We start from the raw sequence: 16,827 nt of genomic DNA, 5'->3' as shown, positions 1-16,827 counted from the left end.
ACAATCCCCACATGCAAATACACCTTTAGTTGCAGTCATATAAGTAGATGGGTCATATACTAATGAATTTTTTCTTGACTTTACTTAGTTAATATTTTAAAATCTTATACATAATAAATATTAAAAATGCAATGATTAGGAAAGTAAATTTAGTGCGGTTATCAGAGAGGGAAATTCATAGGCTGAAAGATTTCCTTAACTTGAGAAATTGAAGACTACCTATGAGCTTCTATCCGAAGTTATCTTTATAGATTTTAGTAAGATTTGACGTTTAGCTTACGTTACAAGTTCAAGTGGATTTATATTAAATCAATTTGGGTGGAACCGCGGGAATTATACTCTCGTCCCTATTTTTAGGGACGGGAGTTTTTTAATAAGCATAAAGAAATCTTTATTCTAAATACCTTTCATAAGGTAGATTTCTTTGAAACACATGTACGGAAATTATAATTATCCACAATTTTAAAGGAATATAATTTCCTATGTGTTATAAAAAAATTATATTTATTGTCTATAATAAGAAAATCTAGATTATATATTAAAATATAGATTTTCTTATTATAAAGAAATACACAGGGGGTAAAATAATGTATTTTTTAAGTACAAGGGGTAATAACGAAAAAATAACAGCATCTCAGGCGATAATAAAAGGGTTATCAAGCGACAAAGGACTTTATGTACCTTCTAGCTTTAAAGATCTAAGTGGTGAATTAAAAAAACTAGTAGATTTAGATTATAAAGAACTTGCTTATGTTATTTTAAAAGAATTTTTAACTGATTATTCTGAAAAAGAGTTGAGATACTGTATCGAAAGCGCTTATGACGAAAAATTTGATACAGAAAAAATAGCACCAATAAGTAAAGTAGGAGAAAACTACGTATTAGAATTATATCACGGGCCTACATGTGCATTTAAAGATATGGCACTTACTATAATGCCTTATCTTTTAAAAACTGCAATTAAAAAAAATAACTTACAAGAAGAAGTAGTTATTCTTACTGCAACTTCTGGAGATACTGGAAAAGCTGCTCTTGAAGGCTTTAGCGATGTAGATAAAATAAAAATCGTAGTATTTTTCCCAGAAAACGGAGTTAGCTCTATACAAAAACTTCAAATGAAAACTACAAAAGGGAAAAATACTTGTGTAGTCGGAATAAACGGAAACTTCGACGACGCACAAACTGGCGTAAAAAACATATTTTCAGATAAAGAGTTTAATGATGACTTAAGACAAAAGGGATATATATTATCATCAGCAAACTCAATAAATATAGGACGTCTAACTCCACAAGTTGTATACTACTTCTATTCATATTTACAACTTGTAAAAGAAAATGAAATAACTTTAGGAGAAAAGATAAACTTTGTAGTCCCAACAGGAAACTTTGGAAATATACTAGCTTGTTATTATGCAAAACAAATGGGTCTTCCTGTAAATAAATTTATCTGTGCATCAAACGACAACAACGTTCTTTATGATTTTTTCAAAACGGGTGTTTACGATAAAAACAGAGATCTTATATTAACAACTTCTCCATCTATGGATATACTTATCTCTAGTAATTTAGAGAGATTATTATTTGAAATATCAGATAGAGATTCTAAAAAAGTAAATAAATTAATAAACGATTTAAATACTAAAGGAGTTTATAAAATAGATGAGAATATGAAAGCAAACTTATCTTCTTTCTATGGAGAATACGCTTTAGAAGATACTGTAGATAAAACTATAAAAGATGTCTTTGATAAATATAAATATTTAATAGATACACACACTGCTGTTGCGTATTCTTGTTATGAAAAATACATAAAAGAAACAAATGACTCTTCAAAAACTGTAATAGTAAGTACAGCAAGTCCTTATAAATTCAGTAAAGACGTGCTTAGTTCACTATCTGATGTAGATAGTAATTTAGATGATTTTGATATAATAAATAAATTATCAGATTTGAGCCACACTCAAATACCTGGACCGATAAAAGAGCTAAAAAGCTTAGAAATAAAACACAATACTACTTGTGAAAAAGATGAGCTTAAATCTGAGATATTAAAATTTTTAGGGAAATAGGTGATTATATGTTAGAAGTTTATGTACCAGCTACAAGCGCAAACATAGGTCCAGGATACGACTGCCTTGGACTATGTTTAGATTTATTTAACAAATTTACTTTTGAAGAATTAGAAAGTGGGCTATTCTTTGAAGGATGTGAAGAAGAGTTTGCAAACGAAGACAACTTAGTTTATAAAACTATGCTTTTCTTTTACGACAAAGTTAAACCTAAAAAAATACCAAAAGGTATAAAAATAACATTTGAAAACAATATTCCAATATGTAGAGGTCTTGGAAGCAGCTCAACTTGTATAGTTGCAGGTCTTATGGCTGCAAATGTCCTATCAGAAGCTAATTTAGGAAAAGATGAAATACTTAAATTAGCTATAGAGCTTGAAGGTCATCCAGATAACGTCGCTCCTGCTATATATGGAAATATGATAATAGCATTTATGGAAGATAATAATTTATATCATGAATCAATAGAAGTTCCAAAAGGAATAAGATTTTTGGCTATGGTTCCTGATTTTGAGCTTTCAACAGAAAAAGCAAGAGCTGTACTTCCAAAACAAATACCACATAAAGACGGTGTATTTAATGTATCTAGATGTGCACTTTTAATCGCTGCATTTACTAAAAACAACTTAGACTTAGTCAAAGTTGCATGCAAAGATAAATTCCATCAAGATTATAGAAGCCATTTAATAAATAATTACGACGATATCGTTAAATATGCAAATAAATTAGATTCACTTGGTACATTTTTAAGTGGCGCTGGACCAACTATTATGACTATAGCTAAAGATAGCGACGATAAAATACTAGATCAAATGAATTCTTATTTATCTACTTTAAAAGATAAATGGCAAATACTAGACTTACACTGCGACCCTAATGGGGCTTATTGTAGAGAAGTTTAATTTAGAAATTTTAAAATTTATAATTTTGCATTATAATATAAATATATATACTCATCATATATATAATTATATTATTTATAAAATGTGTTTAATAAAAGCTTTCCTATTTTGGAAGGCTTTTATTTAGGAAATTTTGAGGAGGATTTATGGAAAAAATACTAAACACTGACCAAAACAAAAACTTTTTTCAAAAGAATATAAACATAATTATATGTTGTATCTTTTGTACTGCTTTATGGGGAAGTGCCTTTCCCTGTGTAAAACTTGGATACGAATTATTTAATATTTCTGTAGACGATATTTTTTCAAAAATATTATTTGCAGGTTGGAGATTTTTCTTAGCGGGAATAATAGTTTTATTAATAACAGCTTGTATTCAAAAGAAATTTCCAAAATTAAAAAAAGAAGCTATAAAATCAGTTGTTATTTTAGGCTTTATCCAAACTACATTAGAATATATATTCTTTTATATAGGGCTTTCGTATGCGTCTGGATTTAAAGGAGCTATACTAAACCCTACATCTACTTTTATGATGGTTATATTAGCCCACTTTTTCTACAAAGACGACAAACTTACTTTTAGAAAAACCCTTGGTTGTATTGTAGGATTTTTAGGAATTATAATAGTCAATCTAAGTGGAGATGTAAATAGCCAAAGTAGCTTTTTAGGTGAAGGTTGCTTAATTATTTCGGCGCTTGCCTTTGCAATCGGCTCAATAATAAGCAAAGAAGCTACCAAAATAGAATCTAATCCTATGATAGTTACTGGTTATCAACTTCTTATAGGAGGATTTATACTTATAGTATTTGGACTTATTGGAGGTGGAAAACTTCAGGTCACATCTACTTCTGCTTTTATGTTATTTTTATATCTTGCGCTTTTATCATCAATAGCATTTAGCCTTTGGACTACACTTTTTAAATATAACCCTGTAAGTAAAGTGTCTATTTTTAATTTTTTAACACCGATTTTTGGGACTATACTATCTGCACTTATTTTATCAGAAGATGTCTTTAATCTTAAAAATATATCTGCACTTATCTTAGTTTGCTTTGGAATTTATATTGTAAATAAGCCAAAGCCAAAAAATACTTAAAGTAATTACTTTAAAATTATAATTTTATACATTATAAGGAAGGCTTTATATCAAAATTAACTTGATTTATTTTCTTAAACAGGTTATCCTATTTTAAGGTAGAAAAATATCAAAATTAGATTTATAGGAGAGTGATGAAAATGGACGCTAGTCCCTTGAGTATATCGTCAATTAATTTTTCACTTGTCTACCTATAAATGACTACTTATTTTATTATAAATTTTAGTCATTTATAGATATATAAGTGCACTAAATATATAACTGAATAAGGAAGTGTTATCGTGATAAGATATTATAAAACTATTGAAGGCAAACTGGAAAAGCTAAATTCATACGAAGACGGATGTTGGGTGAATTTAGTCGAACCTACTAATGAAGAAATAAGCGAATTATCTAATATTTTAGATTTAGATATAGATAGTATTAATGCGGCCCTTGACGAAGAAGAACGTTCAAGAATCGAAGTTGAGGACAATCATACATTAATTCTTATTGATATACCTATAGATGAAAGTGACTCTTCTTCAGCTCACTATTCTACAATTCCCTTAGGTATTATTTTAATGGATGAATGTATTTTGACAGTATGTACTGCTCAAAGTAGACTTTTAAATGACTTTATAGTTGGACATATTAAGGAGTTTTTCACATTTAAAAAGACACGATTTATTCTTCAAATTTTATATAAAAATGCGACATATTATTTATTATATCTAAGAAGAATAAACAAATTAACTATAGAAATAGAACGTGAAATCCATAATTCTATGAAGAATAAAGAACTTCTACAACTTCTAGAATTAGAAAAATCTTTAATTTACTTTTCAACATCGCTAAAGTCTATCGAATTAGTTCTTCAAAAACTGCTTAGAACTTCAGCTATTAAAAAATATCCAGAAGATGAAGATCTACTTGAAGATGTAATAATCGAAAACAAACAGGCAGTTGAAATGGCTACTATATATGGAGATATCTTAAGTAGAATCATGGATGCATTTAGCGCAATTATAAACAATAACCAAAATAACGTAATGCAGTTTTTAACAGTCGTTACATTTATTTTTTCTATTCCAACAATCGTATCTGGATTCTTTGGAATGAATGTTGCAAATCTTCCGTTTGAAACCGACCCTTATGGATTTTGGATTATACTTTTAATTACGACTGTAATATGCTTAATTCTTACGATATTATTATCAAAAAATAAATTACTGTAATTATATATATTAAAAGGAGCGAAAACGCTCCTTTTTTACTATTTATATCCTAGTCTATTTTCGACTAGCATCTTGTCTATTCTCTTTTCATATTTATTGCTCAAATCTTCTTGTATATCTAATATATAATTTGGAATATATTCCTCTTCTTCACTTTTAGTCTCTATAAATTCGACAAATTTAGGAACTAAGAAGCTATCTGTGTTTAATTTAAACTCTGGTATACTGTCGTATATATCCTTGCTGTTAAACAGACCTTCATCTGCTAATTCTTTATACATAGTTCTGCCTTTTTTAAGATAAAGACCAGCTAACATATATTCAGAGTCCCTATTTCCAAGTTCTACACCTTGCTTGAAGTATTTTTTAGCCACTTCATCATCTTCTAATTTAAGACTTATCTGACCTAAGTTAAATATAGATTCTACTAGACCTTGATTTTTTGATCTTTCATACCAATACTTAGCATTTGTATGGTCGTTATAATAATTTTCGTATATTAATCCAACCATATGCTCTGCATATGCATTTTTTTCATTTGCACATACATCTAACATCTTTTTAGATTCTTCTAAGTTTCCTTCTTCGTAATATATTCTTCCAAGATGTAATTTGGCATTTAGATGATTTTCATCAGTAGCCATTAGATAGTATTTTTTAGCTTCTTCTAAATTATTTAAATCTTCGTATATAAGACCTACTTTATAACTAGATTCTTTATCGTTATTGTTTGCTGCTTTTTTATACCATAAAATAGCCTCATCTAGATTTTCAGCTTCTACATATATATCAGCTAATTTCTTTTGACAAGTTACAGAATTTGAATTTCTCAAATAATATGATATAGCCTGTTGATAATCTTTTGTCTGATAATATAAATCTCCCAAGTTCTCTACAGCTACTTTACAACCATCCATTATTGCTTCTTCATAGTATTTTATAGCTTTTTCATAATTTTTTTCTTCAAAATAAAGTCCAGCAAAATTATTTTTAGCTTCTACTAATGAATCATTAGACGCTAAATCATAATACAATTTTGCACTTTCAATTGTGTTTTTTCTATTATATAAATTCCCCAGTCTCAACTTAGCCATACTGTGATTAGAGTCTATCGCTTCTTTATAGTAATCTATAGCATCTTCATATAGATCTTTTTCATCATATAAATACGCCAGTCTATACTGTGACTCAACATGGCCTTTGTCTGCACTTTTTTTATAATATCTTATTGCGTCGTCGATGTTTCCGTTAGCTTCCATATATAAACCTAAATTGTAACATCCTTTTTCATATCCACTTTTATAAAGCTGTTTATATAAGCTAACTGCTTCTTTTTCCAGGTTCTTTTGCATATATAAGATAGCTAAATTGTATTTACATTCGTTATTACCTAATATATGACCTTTTTTATAATATTCTATAGCATCTTCTTCTCTTTCTAGTGCCATATATAAATTCCCTATATTAAAACACGCCACTCCATCATTTCCATGTGCAGCAGTTTTTAACCACTTTTCTGCATTATGAAAATCTCTAAGTTTAAAGTGGACAATTCCTAAATTGTTTTGGCATCTTAAATCTCCATTTAAAGCCTGTTTTTCATACCAATAAAGTGCATACTCATATCCCTCAATATTGTAGTACATATTTCCCAAATCAAAAGCAGAGTCTTCTTTTCCGTTTTTATATGATAAAGAAAACCACTTTTCAGCTTCAACATATTGTTTTCTTTCTAAATAAAGCTCCCCTAATCTATATTGTGCTTTTACGTGATTTTGATTTCCAGCGATTATGTAAGATTGTATAGCTTGATCTTTTTTCCCTATCTTCTCAAACATATTAGCTTTGCTATAAGCTATGACTGCTTCTGTAGGTACTTCTTTACCCTTTTTCTTCATTGAAAATTTATTCATTTTCACTTCATTCTCCTATTTTACTTCTATTTTATAATTATAATAACACACTCATACTATAAAATATTATATACTAAAATATATTTTATTTATTTCCAAAACCCAAAATTTAATAAAAATGTAATTATTTCAATATAAATAGTAATATAAAAGCAATAAATCTACTACTTTTCCATAGCTTTGAGTTCCTTCTTTTACTCTATTTGACTTTAGATAGACATTGTTCATATTCTCTGATACTTTGTTCACTTTACCTTCGTATTTTTCCCAAAATGATGAATAACTTATTAAGTCGTATCTAACATCTTTATCTATTTTTTCTGTCATAGATTTAAATTTATCGTAATCTACTTTGCTAAGTGCAGAAGCGGTGTATTTTAACGCCATAAAATATCCCGAATAATTTACATATGGCTCTTCGTTATTTATACAAGCTATATAAGCTAAAAAATTGGCTTCACTTTCATTTGCATACCCTCTTTGGTGTGCCATTTCATGTAATATAGTAAATGGCATACTAGTTAATGGCTGATTTATATTTATATTAGCTTCACCTGTAAATGGTGAATAAATACCCGTTATACTAGTATATGAAAGTAAGTTTGAATTTAATATTATCTTAGCTTTTGAGTAATTTCCTTGCTTATTTAGATTTAAAAGCTCTACATTATCATATGCACTTTGTAAATTAGAAATCATATTTTTAATACTTTTAATATCTTGATTTAATTCATTATTAGAATTATTCACTATTTTTTTACTTTCATTACATTTTTCAATCAAATAACCGTATAATTCTTCTAAATCATTTTTGTCAAATGCAATATTAGATATATCATTTTTATTTACACTAGATTTATATTCTGTTTTTATACTTTCTTCTAATCCTACTCTATTGTAATTAATTCCCCATAATACTATAAATAAAAAATACATAAGACATATAAACGCCAAATAATTTAAAAGTATATTTTTCAAACTATTAAAAAACGATTTTTTATCTTTAAATAGCTTAATTGCCAAATAGATTATAGAAATTAATATCGAAAGTACAAAAATATATATAAGTATCTCAAAATACGAAAAATCAAATGTAGAATTTATCTTGCTCAAAAATTTCACTATATATATGTCTAGTTTTTTAGAATAGTAATTTTCTACTAAATAGCTGTACTTTGACGATATATACTTTATAAAAAGCGATATAATAAAGAGTATATACGCGCTTATCCTAAATTTCTTCATTTTTCCCTCCATTTTTAACTTTTAAAATAATAATAGCACGAAAGTTTTAATTTATTCTATAGATAAGTTAAAAACTTCGTGTTATTATAAGGTATAATAAAATTTGTATATATTAGAATACTATAAATATATACTAATAATTATAATAAAATACAGTAGGTGAATATATGAACAACATAAAAATAAAACTGACAAGAGACAAGTACAACTTTAGATTTAAACAATACGAAGGGATGTATTTTCACTGTGAAATAAAAGACGACAATACAGTTAGATATAAAATAACTAAAGATGAAGCCGGAAGTGAATTAAAAGAATTTGGAAATACACATATAAAAGATAATATGATATTTATTCCTCAAATAGATGCTTATATTGATTTAAGATAAGTTTAAAAGGTGTAGCTTTACAGAAATTATATTTCTATAAAACTACACCTTTTTAAATTATATATCGATACTTTCAACTGTAACAAGACCTTTATTTTATAAGTTGAATAAAGAATAGTACAACCACCATTACTAGTGCTACTTTAAATACTACTCCTGATACAAACTTCAATAATTTTATCGCTATTCCCGCTACTACAATTAAAAGCGCTATTCTAAATAGTAAATCTATAGTCATATCTTTCCCTCCATACAAATAAGTCTTTATACATTATATTAACATAACTCTTAAAAGTATAATACAGAAAATTTATGTACTTAGATTTAAATAAAATTAACAAATTCCTAAATTTTTATTACAATTTATAAGTTTTTATTTTATTTAATTATAATGAAGCTCTTTGTTTTGCCCATTTGCTCACTATTTCTTCAGATTTTGAGGCTTCAGATCCTTTTATAGATAAGCCATCTAATACTTTAGCTCCTTTACAAATTCTTCTAAGGTCTGCTTCACTACTTCCCATTCCACTGCCTTCATTTGTGCAAAAAGGAATTATTGTTTTGGATTCTAAATTGTAATTTTCTAAGAAACTAAATAAAACCATAGGCATAGTTCCACACCAACTTGGATAACCTACAAATATTGTATCGTACTTATCTAAATTATCTAGATACTCTTTTAACTTTGGTCTTGCATTTTCTTTCATTTCTTTTACAGACTCTTTGACACATTCTTTATAGTTATTTGGGTATGGTATAGCTCTGTCTATTTCGAATATATCTCCTCCAACATTTTTTTGAATCATTTCTGCTATTATTTCTGTGTTTCCCTTTGATATACTTTTTATTTTTCCATCAAAATAGTTTTCACCTTTTTTAGAGTAGTATACTGTTAAAATATTTGCCATATTAACATCTCCTATAAATTTTAATTATAAACTATACTGTATACATTTAGTATATATAGTAAATGTATACCTTTTTTTATTATTTTGCAACTTCTTTTATTATATTAAGTGCATTTAATGTTCTAGGATATCCTATAAACGGCATACATTGTGATACTACTTTTATTAAGAAGTCTTTATCATTTCCTATATTTAGATTTCCTTGGATATGAGATTTAAGTTGCATTTCGCATCCTCCTTGAGCTAGAAGAAAGCACATAGTTATCATCTCTCTTTGTTTTAAGTTAAGTCCATTTCTTGTATAGTAATCCCCAAAACAATTACCTGCTAGCCATTTATTTATATGGCGAGTATCTTCATCTCCAATATTTTGGAAGTTTCTCATATTTTCCCCGAATATAGCTACTTGAGCTTCATTTCCTTTTTCTACTCTATTTTCCCTATTTGTTGTAGCTTGTCCTTCTAATGGTAATTTTATACCTTTTTTAGTTAAAAATTCATTTACTGCATCTAAAAATGGGCGCACTCTACCGATTCCTAAATACGCAACCGACTGATATACAATTTCTTTTATCTCTACAGGACTAACCTCAAAATTATAAGCTGCTGGAAGCATCATCTTAAACTCATCAATTCCCCCACAGCCTAGAAGTGTAGCTAATATAGCCATAAACTTAGTATGGTCGTCTAAGTCATTTTGATTTGTAACCTCATCAAAAGTAAAATTATCAAATAACTCTAAAAATTCTGGGTCTGTATCATATAGTTTTGATTTATACCCTGGAAACATTTTATCATTATACTCCTTTGCAAAATCCGATATTTCCATAATTATGCTTACTTAATATTTTATACCTAATTTAAATTATTATTCCATTTATGGGAATTGAACTCATCCAATTTTTTCAAAAAACAAATTCTAATTCATTGTGCTATAATAGCATTTATGCTCTGAATTAATTCTAATTATTTTACAAGAAATTTTTATTACAAGGATCCATAATATCAATTTTTAATGTAAAATAAATCACTTATTTACAGTGTAGCACTTAGAGTTAACTTCATGTCAACAAAAGATTTTAAAAGTTTAATTTAAAGTAATATTATTTTATAAATTAGGAAAAATAAAAAAAAAAGAAATTCAAAAGGAGAAAGTCATGTCAAATACAGAAAACAATTTTAAAAGTTATCTTTTATCAAAATGTACTATCGGATATGGTATTATAAATGGTTTAATAAATGCAGGAATATTCTATCTTATGGAGAAATCTCATCCAGACGCTATGTTTGGTAGTGCTGATATAATAAAAGACCTTACATTTACTACATTCTTATTAGGATTCCTTTTAGCACTTATAGTTATGCCTTTAACTGCTAAAGATTTAGAAAAAGGTAAATTTAGCTCACAAGAAGGTGTACACAAATTTGAAAAATATCTTCCAAATCACTTATTTGTGTTCTCTATAATAATAGGACTTGTTACTTGTGCTTTAACAATAATATTATCATCAATAATAGTATTCTTATTTAACATAGCTCCACTTACAGTTATGCAAATGATGATATTCAAAGGAACTATATGTGCTATATGCGGTGGTATAGCAGGATACCTATGCATAATAAAAGTTGCATATAGAAAATAATTAAATTGATTATAACCAATTTATAATAAATAAACCCTATACACAAGACACTAGAAAAAGTGCCTATATGTATAGGGTTTATTTATAATTATTTCTTTCTCTGAAAGAAACTCTGTATGATGTTTATTCCTTTTTAATTCAGAAATCAACTTTTAATATGTCTTTGTAACCTTTTTAGCGTCCTTGATAACGCTCTACTTTATAAATTACTTAGGATGCCCTCTTTAACATAAAACGCTTTCATGTAATTTAAACAAGCTTTTCAAAAATTTGTTTTTCTTCAACTTGTAATTTTTTTATTCTTGTATTTATCTCTTTATTATATGATTCTACCCATTCACTACTTAAAAGGTTGTTTTCTAAATAATAAGGATATCTTCTTTTCATGCATATTATCTCATTTTGTAGTAAAAATATATCGTTTTTTAAGTCAGCTATGTTTAAATCTTTTCTCTTACTGACTTTTAAGTTTTTAAGCAACATAAGAGTTATATCATCGTAATTTAGATAAGCATTTTTAGCTCTCTCCCATAAATTATTGCTTTTTAGACTGTATATCGATGGATGCATAATAGATATCACATCTAAAAATAATGAATCTAGCAAGTCTTTTTTACCTTTATTTTTTTCTCTAAGACTCAGTACTTCTTTTGATTTTTCACATTTTACTTCTAATTCACAAATTTGTTTAGATAAAATTCCAGTTTGTCTATCTATTTCTTGTTGTATATTTTTTATTTCTTTTTCCCTTTTTAAACCAAAGTAATTTTCATAAATATTTTGTTTTATTCTAAGTTCTTTTATATTTTTATTATGTTTTAATTCTTCTATCATCAAGTCCCCAAAATGAAATAAAAATTTTGATTCTGTATAAGGCGCATCTCTCATTATCAATTTATTTTTCTCAAATAATAATTTAATGTATTTATTTAAAAGGTTATTATATTCATTTACGTTCATACAACCCCCTCCTTTTAAAAGTTTTTTCTATATTTTATGAAATACAAACTTTTAATGCCATCTAAATACTTTTCTATATATCTTATTAATTTTACATTACATATAAAAATTCCTTTTTTGATTACGAATTTTTACAAATTTTTTAAAATTACAGTATCTAAAATACTATATATTATATTTAATTAAAAAAATACCGCAAACCATCTTATAAATTTGGTCTACGGTATTTTCAAAATTTAAATATTAAATTACATCAAGCCATTTTTTGACTTCTGCATATATATCTTCTTCTTTTAATATTGCAGATATTATCGCATATCCATCTGGGTTAAATTGCTTTAACTTTTCCACATTGCCTAAATTAATTCCACCGATTAATACAAATGGGATATCGACATTGTCTTTTATTTCTTTTAATGTTTCAAAAGATACGCTCTTTGCATCTAATTTTGTGCTTGTGCTAAACATTGCTCCTATTCCAATGTAATCTGCTCCGTCTTCTTTTGCACGTTTTGCTTCCTCAATAGTTCTTGCTGATACGCCTAGGATTTTATCTTCCCCTATTAGTTTTCTAGCACTTTTAGCATCTATATCGCTTTGTCCAACGTGTACTCCGTCTGCATCACAAAGTAGTGCTATATCTATTCTGTCGTCTATTATAAATTTTGCGTTGTATTTTTTAGTAAGCTCTCTTAATTTAAGTGCTTTTTCTAAAAATTCGCCGCCGTCTGCGTTTTTTTCACGAAGTTGAAGCATAGTAACCCCAGCTTTTAGCCCATCTTCTATACATTTATAAAAATCACGACCTTTTAATATATCTGAATCAGTTATCAAATACATTTTTAAGTCATCTCTTAAATTTTCCTTCATACTTCCCTCCGATTAAACTTACAACTAATTTATTTCTTATTGTATAAATTTCTATTTTTTAATTTGTACTATATTTTTTAATTAATATTTTCTTATGCACTTGCTTTATGACCTTTATTTGCCTCTCTTTTAATTTTTTCAAGCGGTAATATAGTCGCTACTATTAAACTTAAAAAGCCTTCTACACCTGCACAAGAGAAGTTATATACTATTGAATATAACCATGGTCCCATATTAAATTGTTCTGCATATGATGCAAAGAACACAACTCCTGATACTACGTGTACACAGCATTTTAAAAATACCACGATTAAGCACCCAAAGAATACTTTTACTCTTGAGTTAGATCCAAACATTCCGCTAAGACCTAAAATCATAGGTGGTATTATAAAATCTAAGAATAATTGTACTGGGTGAATTATATATCCTCCAAATAATCCTAAAACACCTGTTATAAGACCTGTTGTCATACCTTCAACTGGTCCATATATAAGACCTATTAAAAGTATTGGTAGTGATGATAATAAGTTAATACTTCCGCCTTGTGGGTATTGTATAAATACTATTTTGCTAAGTATAAATGATAATCCTGAAAACATCGCGATAACTACCATTTTCTTAACATTTAATTTAAAGTTTCTAAGTTTTATTAAATATAAAACTAGTGGTATAAAACAAAGCGCTACATATATATAATTTGCGTTCATAATGTCTCCTTTACTCTCCTTTGTAAGCCATATTCCAAAATTCTAATTCGTATTTACTTGCTCTTAAAAATATGTCTTTTAATTTTTCCTTTGTATCTTGTGGTAGATTTTCACAAAGCTCATTTGTGAAATCTAACCATTCATTTTTAAAACCAACATATTCGTCGCTTGCATAAGTTTCTATCCAACTTTCAAAAAAGTTTCCTTCTAATTTATCTTTGTATTTTTCTTTCAATTTTAAGCCTATATAATTATAACTCCATGTACATGGAAGCACAGCTGCTACTATTTCTTCTATAGTTCCTGTTACTGATATAGATTTCATATAGCTTGTATAACTTTCATTTGTCATATTTAATTTATACTTAAATTCCATATTTTCTATATTTTCACCAAAGTCTTTTAAATACATTATGTGGTTTGCTGTTTCTGTCTCGATACTTCCTCCAATACCACTGTAAAACTTTTTAAGCTCTTTCATATTTCTGCTTTTCACACAGGCCATAGCGTATACTTTTGCGTATTCTATTAGATATAGGTAATCTTGAATTAGATATTTTCTAAATTTCTCTTTATCTAATGTCCCTTCACCAAGTTCTACTAAAAAAGGATGCTCTAAATATTTATCCCATATTTCTTTACTGCTTTCATATAAATAATCTGTAAATAACATATCTTTCTCCTCAAAACTAAACAACTTAAATATATCTGTATTTTTGAAATATCTTGTATTTTAAGTTTTTATAATTCTACTTTTGCATATTTTTCAAAAGTATTTACGTCTAATGAATCTATATTGTCGAATAAATAAGTTTTGAAAGTTCCAACACCAGGATTTGTAACATCTGCTAGTTCTCCACTTAAACTCATAGCTAAAGTACCCATAAATGCAGCTTCTATAGGCTTATCAGTACAAGGCAAGAAACTAGCAATTAAACTTGAAGACATACAACCTGTTCCTGTTATTTTTTTAAGTTTATAAGTTCCGTTAAATATTTTATATACTTTTTCACCATCACTTACTAAATCTGTTATACCAGATGCTACTACTGTGCAGTTTAATTTTTTAGCTACTGATTTTACAATTTCTGATGCATCAGAACCATCATCAAATGAGTCTACACCTTTTCCAGCAACGTCAAGTCCACCTATAAATTTAATTTCTGATATATTTCCGCGAACTACAGTGAAGTTTACTTCGTTTAATAATTTATTAGTAAGCTTACCTCTAGCTTTGCTTGCAAAAACACCAACTGGATCTAAAACTACTGGCTTATTGTATTTGTTTGCTGCTTTTCCTGCTTTTATAAATAAATCTAAGTATGATGAATTCATAGTTCCTATATTTATAACAACAGCACTTGCAATTGAAACCATATCTTCTACTTCTTCATATGAAAAGCTCATTAAAGGACTAGCTCCTATTGCTAAAGTCATATTTGCACAATCTGTTATCGTTACATTATTTGTGTAATGTAATACTAATGGATTTAATTCTTTTACTTTATCTATTAATTTATACATTTTAAATCTCCCCTATTTTTATTTAGTTATATTATTTTTTAAATACTATAAAACTTTTTATAAATTCAATTAATCTACTTTTTCAAATTTATAAAAGTGATTTACAGGTCCTACTCCATGACCTATATCAAAACTATGTCTTATAGCTTCTGTTATGTATATCTTACTAAGTCTAACAGCTTCAACTACATCATATCCAAGCGCTATGTGTGAAGTTATTGCAGAAGATAATGTGCAACCTGTTCCATGTGTATTTTTTTTATTTATTCTCTCTGATGAAAATACTTCAAATAAGTTTTCACCCATAAGAATATCTACAGCATCACCATCTAAATGTCCACCCTTCATAAGCACATATTTAGGTCCTAGGTTTAATATTTCTTTACCCGCTTTTTTCATATCTTCAACATTTTCTATCTTTATTCCAGTAATTTCTTCTGCTTCTGGAACATTTGGAGTAACTAAATACGCCATAGGTATTAAGTATTTAATTAGATTTTCTTTAGCTTCTGGTCTTAAAAGTGAGTATCCACTTTTAGATATCATAACAGGGTCTACTACTACAATTTCTGGATTATATTTTTTTAAATTTTCAGCTATTTCCAAAATAATCTCAGGGCTTGACACCATACCAATTTTTACACCTTTTGGATAAATATCTTCAAATACAGCCTTTAATTGTCCCTTTATTATATCCTTTGAAAGCTCTTCTACATCAAACACACCTTCTGTATTTTGAGCTGTTATAGCGGTTATAACACTCATTCCATAAGTCCCAATAGCACTAAATGTCTTTAAATCAGCTTGAATCCCAGCTCCTCCTGAACAGTCAGATCCAGCTATTGTAAGTGTTGGAATTTTATAATTTCTCATATCCTACCTCCTAACTAAATTTCATAAAAAAATTCACTACGTTCATGGCGCCAACGAATCGTAGATTGCCTTGCTTAAATTAATAAGTTGGAAATTATAAATCATCTAAAAACCAAATAATGTATAATTTCCTGAAAATAAAAAAAGCTGTACCGATAGGTACAGCATACTTTCTATTTTTTAATTATAATTTTTAAATATACTAAAATTGAGTATATCTAAATAAATTCTAAATAAATAACTTTTTCCGTATGCTTTCCTACGCTGGCATTATCCAGATCAGGTTTGAGGGTCAGTAAAACTTCTCAGCACATGGCTCCCCTAGCACTTATATTTTTGTTGTATCTAATACTAGATTAGTATTTATTTTTTTATTTGTCAATAAAATTTTTTAGATATATAAAAATATATATTTGTTTTAAAATTAAAATTAGCTATATATCTTTGCTATAATCTAAAATTATAAAGCCTTCTTTTTTTAAATTTTCTATAAAATCACTTGGATTTTCT

At 27.6% G+C, this 16,827-nt stretch carries 17 protein-coding genes, 1 riboswitch and 1 other annotated feature; of the genes, 6 read left to right on the top strand and 11 right to left on the bottom strand.

Features of this window, described 5'->3' with window-relative positions; genetic code table 11:
- The first annotated feature begins 122 nt into the window (after window positions 1-122).
- Window positions 123-352, top strand: a binding site (T-box leader).
- Between the two features lie 235 nt (window positions 353-587).
- From thrC to I4U58_RS07010, 4 genes are all read left to right on the top strand, one after another.
- Window positions 588-2,069 (top strand): threonine synthase, encoded by a 1,482-nt coding sequence (thrC, locus tag I4U58_RS07025; protein ID WP_195930378.1) that lies wholly within the window; start codon window positions 588-590, stop codon window positions 2,067-2,069.
- An 8-nt stretch (window positions 2,070-2,077) separates the two neighbouring features.
- The gene (thrB, locus tag I4U58_RS07020) at window positions 2,078-2,971 is read left to right on the top strand and encodes a homoserine kinase (RefSeq protein ID WP_195930376.1); all 894 of its coding nucleotides are present in this window, start codon (window positions 2,078-2,080) and stop codon (window positions 2,969-2,971) included.
- A gap of 146 nt (window positions 2,972-3,117) precedes the next feature.
- Window positions 3,118-4,068 carry a DMT family transporter gene (locus tag I4U58_RS07015; protein WP_195930374.1) on the top strand — a complete coding sequence of 317 codons (951 nt, stop codon included), beginning with the start codon at window positions 3,118-3,120 and terminating at the stop codon, window positions 4,066-4,068.
- A gap of 281 nt (window positions 4,069-4,349) precedes the next feature.
- Entirely contained in the window at window positions 4,350-5,285 is a 936-nt protein-coding gene (locus I4U58_RS07010) for a magnesium transporter CorA family protein (RefSeq protein ID WP_195930372.1), read from the top strand.
- Between the two features lie 38 nt (window positions 5,286-5,323).
- Here I4U58_RS07010 and I4U58_RS07005 read toward each other — a convergent pair whose 3' ends face one another.
- The gene (locus I4U58_RS07005) at window positions 5,324-7,198 is read right to left on the bottom strand and encodes a tetratricopeptide repeat protein (RefSeq protein ID WP_207743843.1); all 1,875 of its coding nucleotides are present in this window, start codon (window positions 7,196-7,198) and stop codon (window positions 5,324-5,326) included.
- 129 nt (window positions 7,199-7,327) lie between these two features.
- Window positions 7,328-8,443, bottom strand: a complete 1,116-nt coding sequence (locus I4U58_RS07000; protein ID WP_195930368.1) for a DUF3810 domain-containing protein — start codon at window positions 8,441-8,443, stop codon at window positions 7,328-7,330.
- 167 nt (window positions 8,444-8,610) lie between these two features.
- On the opposite strand from I4U58_RS07000, the gene I4U58_RS06995 reads away from it, so the two are divergent.
- Window positions 8,611-8,832 (top strand): hypothetical protein, encoded by a 222-nt coding sequence (locus I4U58_RS06995; protein WP_195930366.1) that lies wholly within the window; start codon window positions 8,611-8,613, stop codon window positions 8,830-8,832.
- Between the two features lie 91 nt (window positions 8,833-8,923).
- On the opposite strand, the gene I4U58_RS06990 is transcribed toward I4U58_RS06995, so the two are convergent.
- The 3 genes from I4U58_RS06990 to I4U58_RS06980 all read right to left on the bottom strand — a co-directional run bounded on the left by I4U58_RS06990 (window position 8,924) and on the right by I4U58_RS06980 (window position 10,569).
- Window positions 8,924-9,070 carry a hypothetical protein gene (locus I4U58_RS06990; RefSeq protein ID WP_195930364.1) on the bottom strand — a complete coding sequence of 49 codons (147 nt, stop codon included), beginning with the start codon at window positions 9,068-9,070 and terminating at the stop codon, window positions 8,924-8,926.
- Between the two features lie 148 nt (window positions 9,071-9,218).
- Window positions 9,219-9,740, bottom strand: a complete 522-nt coding sequence (locus tag I4U58_RS06985; RefSeq protein WP_195930362.1) for a flavodoxin — start codon at window positions 9,738-9,740, stop codon at window positions 9,219-9,221.
- 79 nt (window positions 9,741-9,819) lie between these two features.
- Window positions 9,820-10,569, bottom strand: coding sequence for a carboxymuconolactone decarboxylase family protein (locus tag I4U58_RS06980; RefSeq protein ID WP_195930360.1), 750 nt, complete (start codon window positions 10,567-10,569; stop codon window positions 9,820-9,822).
- A 328-nt stretch (window positions 10,570-10,897) separates the two neighbouring features.
- Between I4U58_RS06980 and I4U58_RS06975 the strand changes: the two genes are divergently transcribed.
- Complete coding sequence (locus I4U58_RS06975) at window positions 10,898-11,383, top strand: hypothetical protein (protein WP_195930358.1); 486 nt, start codon at window positions 10,898-10,900, stop codon at window positions 11,381-11,383.
- A 249-nt stretch (window positions 11,384-11,632) separates the two neighbouring features.
- Here I4U58_RS06975 and I4U58_RS06970 read toward each other — a convergent pair whose 3' ends face one another.
- The 6 genes from I4U58_RS06970 to thiD all read right to left on the bottom strand — a co-directional run bounded on the left by I4U58_RS06970 (window position 11,633) and on the right by thiD (window position 16,317).
- Entirely contained in the window at window positions 11,633-12,343 is a 711-nt protein-coding gene (locus I4U58_RS06970; protein ID WP_195930356.1) for a hypothetical protein, read from the bottom strand.
- A 243-nt stretch (window positions 12,344-12,586) separates the two neighbouring features.
- Window positions 12,587-13,213, bottom strand: a complete 627-nt coding sequence (gene thiE / locus I4U58_RS06965; protein WP_195930354.1) for a thiamine phosphate synthase — start codon at window positions 13,211-13,213, stop codon at window positions 12,587-12,589.
- 92 nt (window positions 13,214-13,305) lie between these two features.
- Window positions 13,306-13,920 (bottom strand): energy-coupled thiamine transporter ThiT, encoded by a 615-nt coding sequence (thiT, locus tag I4U58_RS06960; protein WP_195930352.1) that lies wholly within the window; start codon window positions 13,918-13,920, stop codon window positions 13,306-13,308.
- 10 nt (window positions 13,921-13,930) lie between these two features.
- On the bottom strand, window positions 13,931-14,593 hold the full coding sequence (gene tenA / locus I4U58_RS06955) for a thiaminase II (RefSeq protein ID WP_195930350.1): 663 nt from the start codon (window positions 14,591-14,593) through the stop codon (window positions 13,931-13,933).
- A gap of 68 nt (window positions 14,594-14,661) precedes the next feature.
- Window positions 14,662-15,444, bottom strand: a complete 783-nt coding sequence (gene thiM / locus I4U58_RS06950) for a hydroxyethylthiazole kinase (RefSeq protein ID WP_195930348.1) — start codon at window positions 15,442-15,444, stop codon at window positions 14,662-14,664.
- A gap of 69 nt (window positions 15,445-15,513) precedes the next feature.
- Window positions 15,514-16,317, bottom strand: a complete 804-nt coding sequence (thiD, locus tag I4U58_RS06945; RefSeq protein ID WP_195930346.1) for a bifunctional hydroxymethylpyrimidine kinase/phosphomethylpyrimidine kinase — start codon at window positions 16,315-16,317, stop codon at window positions 15,514-15,516.
- Between the two features lie 239 nt (window positions 16,318-16,556).
- Window positions 16,557-16,650: riboswitch (TPP riboswitch) on the bottom strand.
- Window positions 16,651-16,827: the final 177 nt, after the last annotated feature.

Source organism: Clostridium sp. 1001270J_160509_D11, assembly GCF_015667935.1.
Lineage (GTDB): Bacteria > Bacillota > Clostridia > Peptostreptococcales > Peptostreptococcaceae > Intestinibacter.
Note: the sequence above shows the minus strand (reverse complement) of the source record. Positions and strands in the feature narration are given on the sequence as shown.

Bases quoted from the DNA above. Each gene is read 5' to 3' on its own strand.
- I4U58_RS06980 (WP_195930360.1), bottom strand. From the start codon at position 10,569: ATGGAAATATCGGATTTTGCAAAGGAGTATAATGATAAAATGTTTCCA.
- I4U58_RS06970 (WP_195930356.1), bottom strand. From the start codon at position 12,343: ATGAACGTAAATGAATATAATAACCTTTTAAATAAATACATTAAATTA.
- I4U58_RS06985 (WP_195930362.1), bottom strand. From the start codon at position 9,740: ATGGCAAATATTTTAACAGTATACTACTCTAAAAAAGGTGAAAACTAT.
- thiM (WP_195930348.1), bottom strand. From the start codon at position 15,444: ATGTATAAATTAATAGATAAAGTAAAAGAATTAAATCCATTAGTATTA.
- thrC (WP_195930378.1), top strand. From the start codon at position 588: ATGTATTTTTTAAGTACAAGGGGTAATAACGAAAAAATAACAGCATCT.
- tenA (WP_195930350.1), bottom strand. From the start codon at position 14,593: ATGTTATTTACAGATTATTTATATGAAAGCAGTAAAGAAATATGGGAT.
- thrB (WP_195930376.1), top strand. From the start codon at position 2,078: ATGTTAGAAGTTTATGTACCAGCTACAAGCGCAAACATAGGTCCAGGA.
- I4U58_RS06995 (WP_195930366.1), top strand. From the start codon at position 8,611: ATGAACAACATAAAAATAAAACTGACAAGAGACAAGTACAACTTTAGA.
- I4U58_RS06975 (WP_195930358.1), top strand. From the start codon at position 10,898: ATGTCAAATACAGAAAACAATTTTAAAAGTTATCTTTTATCAAAATGT.
- I4U58_RS07005 (WP_207743843.1), bottom strand. From the start codon at position 7,198: ATGAATAAATTTTCAATGAAGAAAAAGGGTAAAGAAGTACCTACAGAA.
- thiD (WP_195930346.1), bottom strand. From the start codon at position 16,317: ATGAGAAATTATAAAATTCCAACACTTACAATAGCTGGATCTGACTGT.
- thiT (WP_195930352.1), bottom strand. From the start codon at position 13,920: ATGAACGCAAATTATATATATGTAGCGCTTTGTTTTATACCACTAGTT.
- thiE (WP_195930354.1), bottom strand. From the start codon at position 13,213: ATGAAGGAAAATTTAAGAGATGACTTAAAAATGTATTTGATAACTGAT.
- I4U58_RS06990 (WP_195930364.1), bottom strand. From the start codon at position 9,070: ATGACTATAGATTTACTATTTAGAATAGCGCTTTTAATTGTAGTAGCG.
- I4U58_RS07015 (WP_195930374.1), top strand. From the start codon at position 3,118: ATGGAAAAAATACTAAACACTGACCAAAACAAAAACTTTTTTCAAAAG.
- I4U58_RS07000 (WP_195930368.1), bottom strand. From the start codon at position 8,443: ATGAAGAAATTTAGGATAAGCGCGTATATACTCTTTATTATATCGCTT.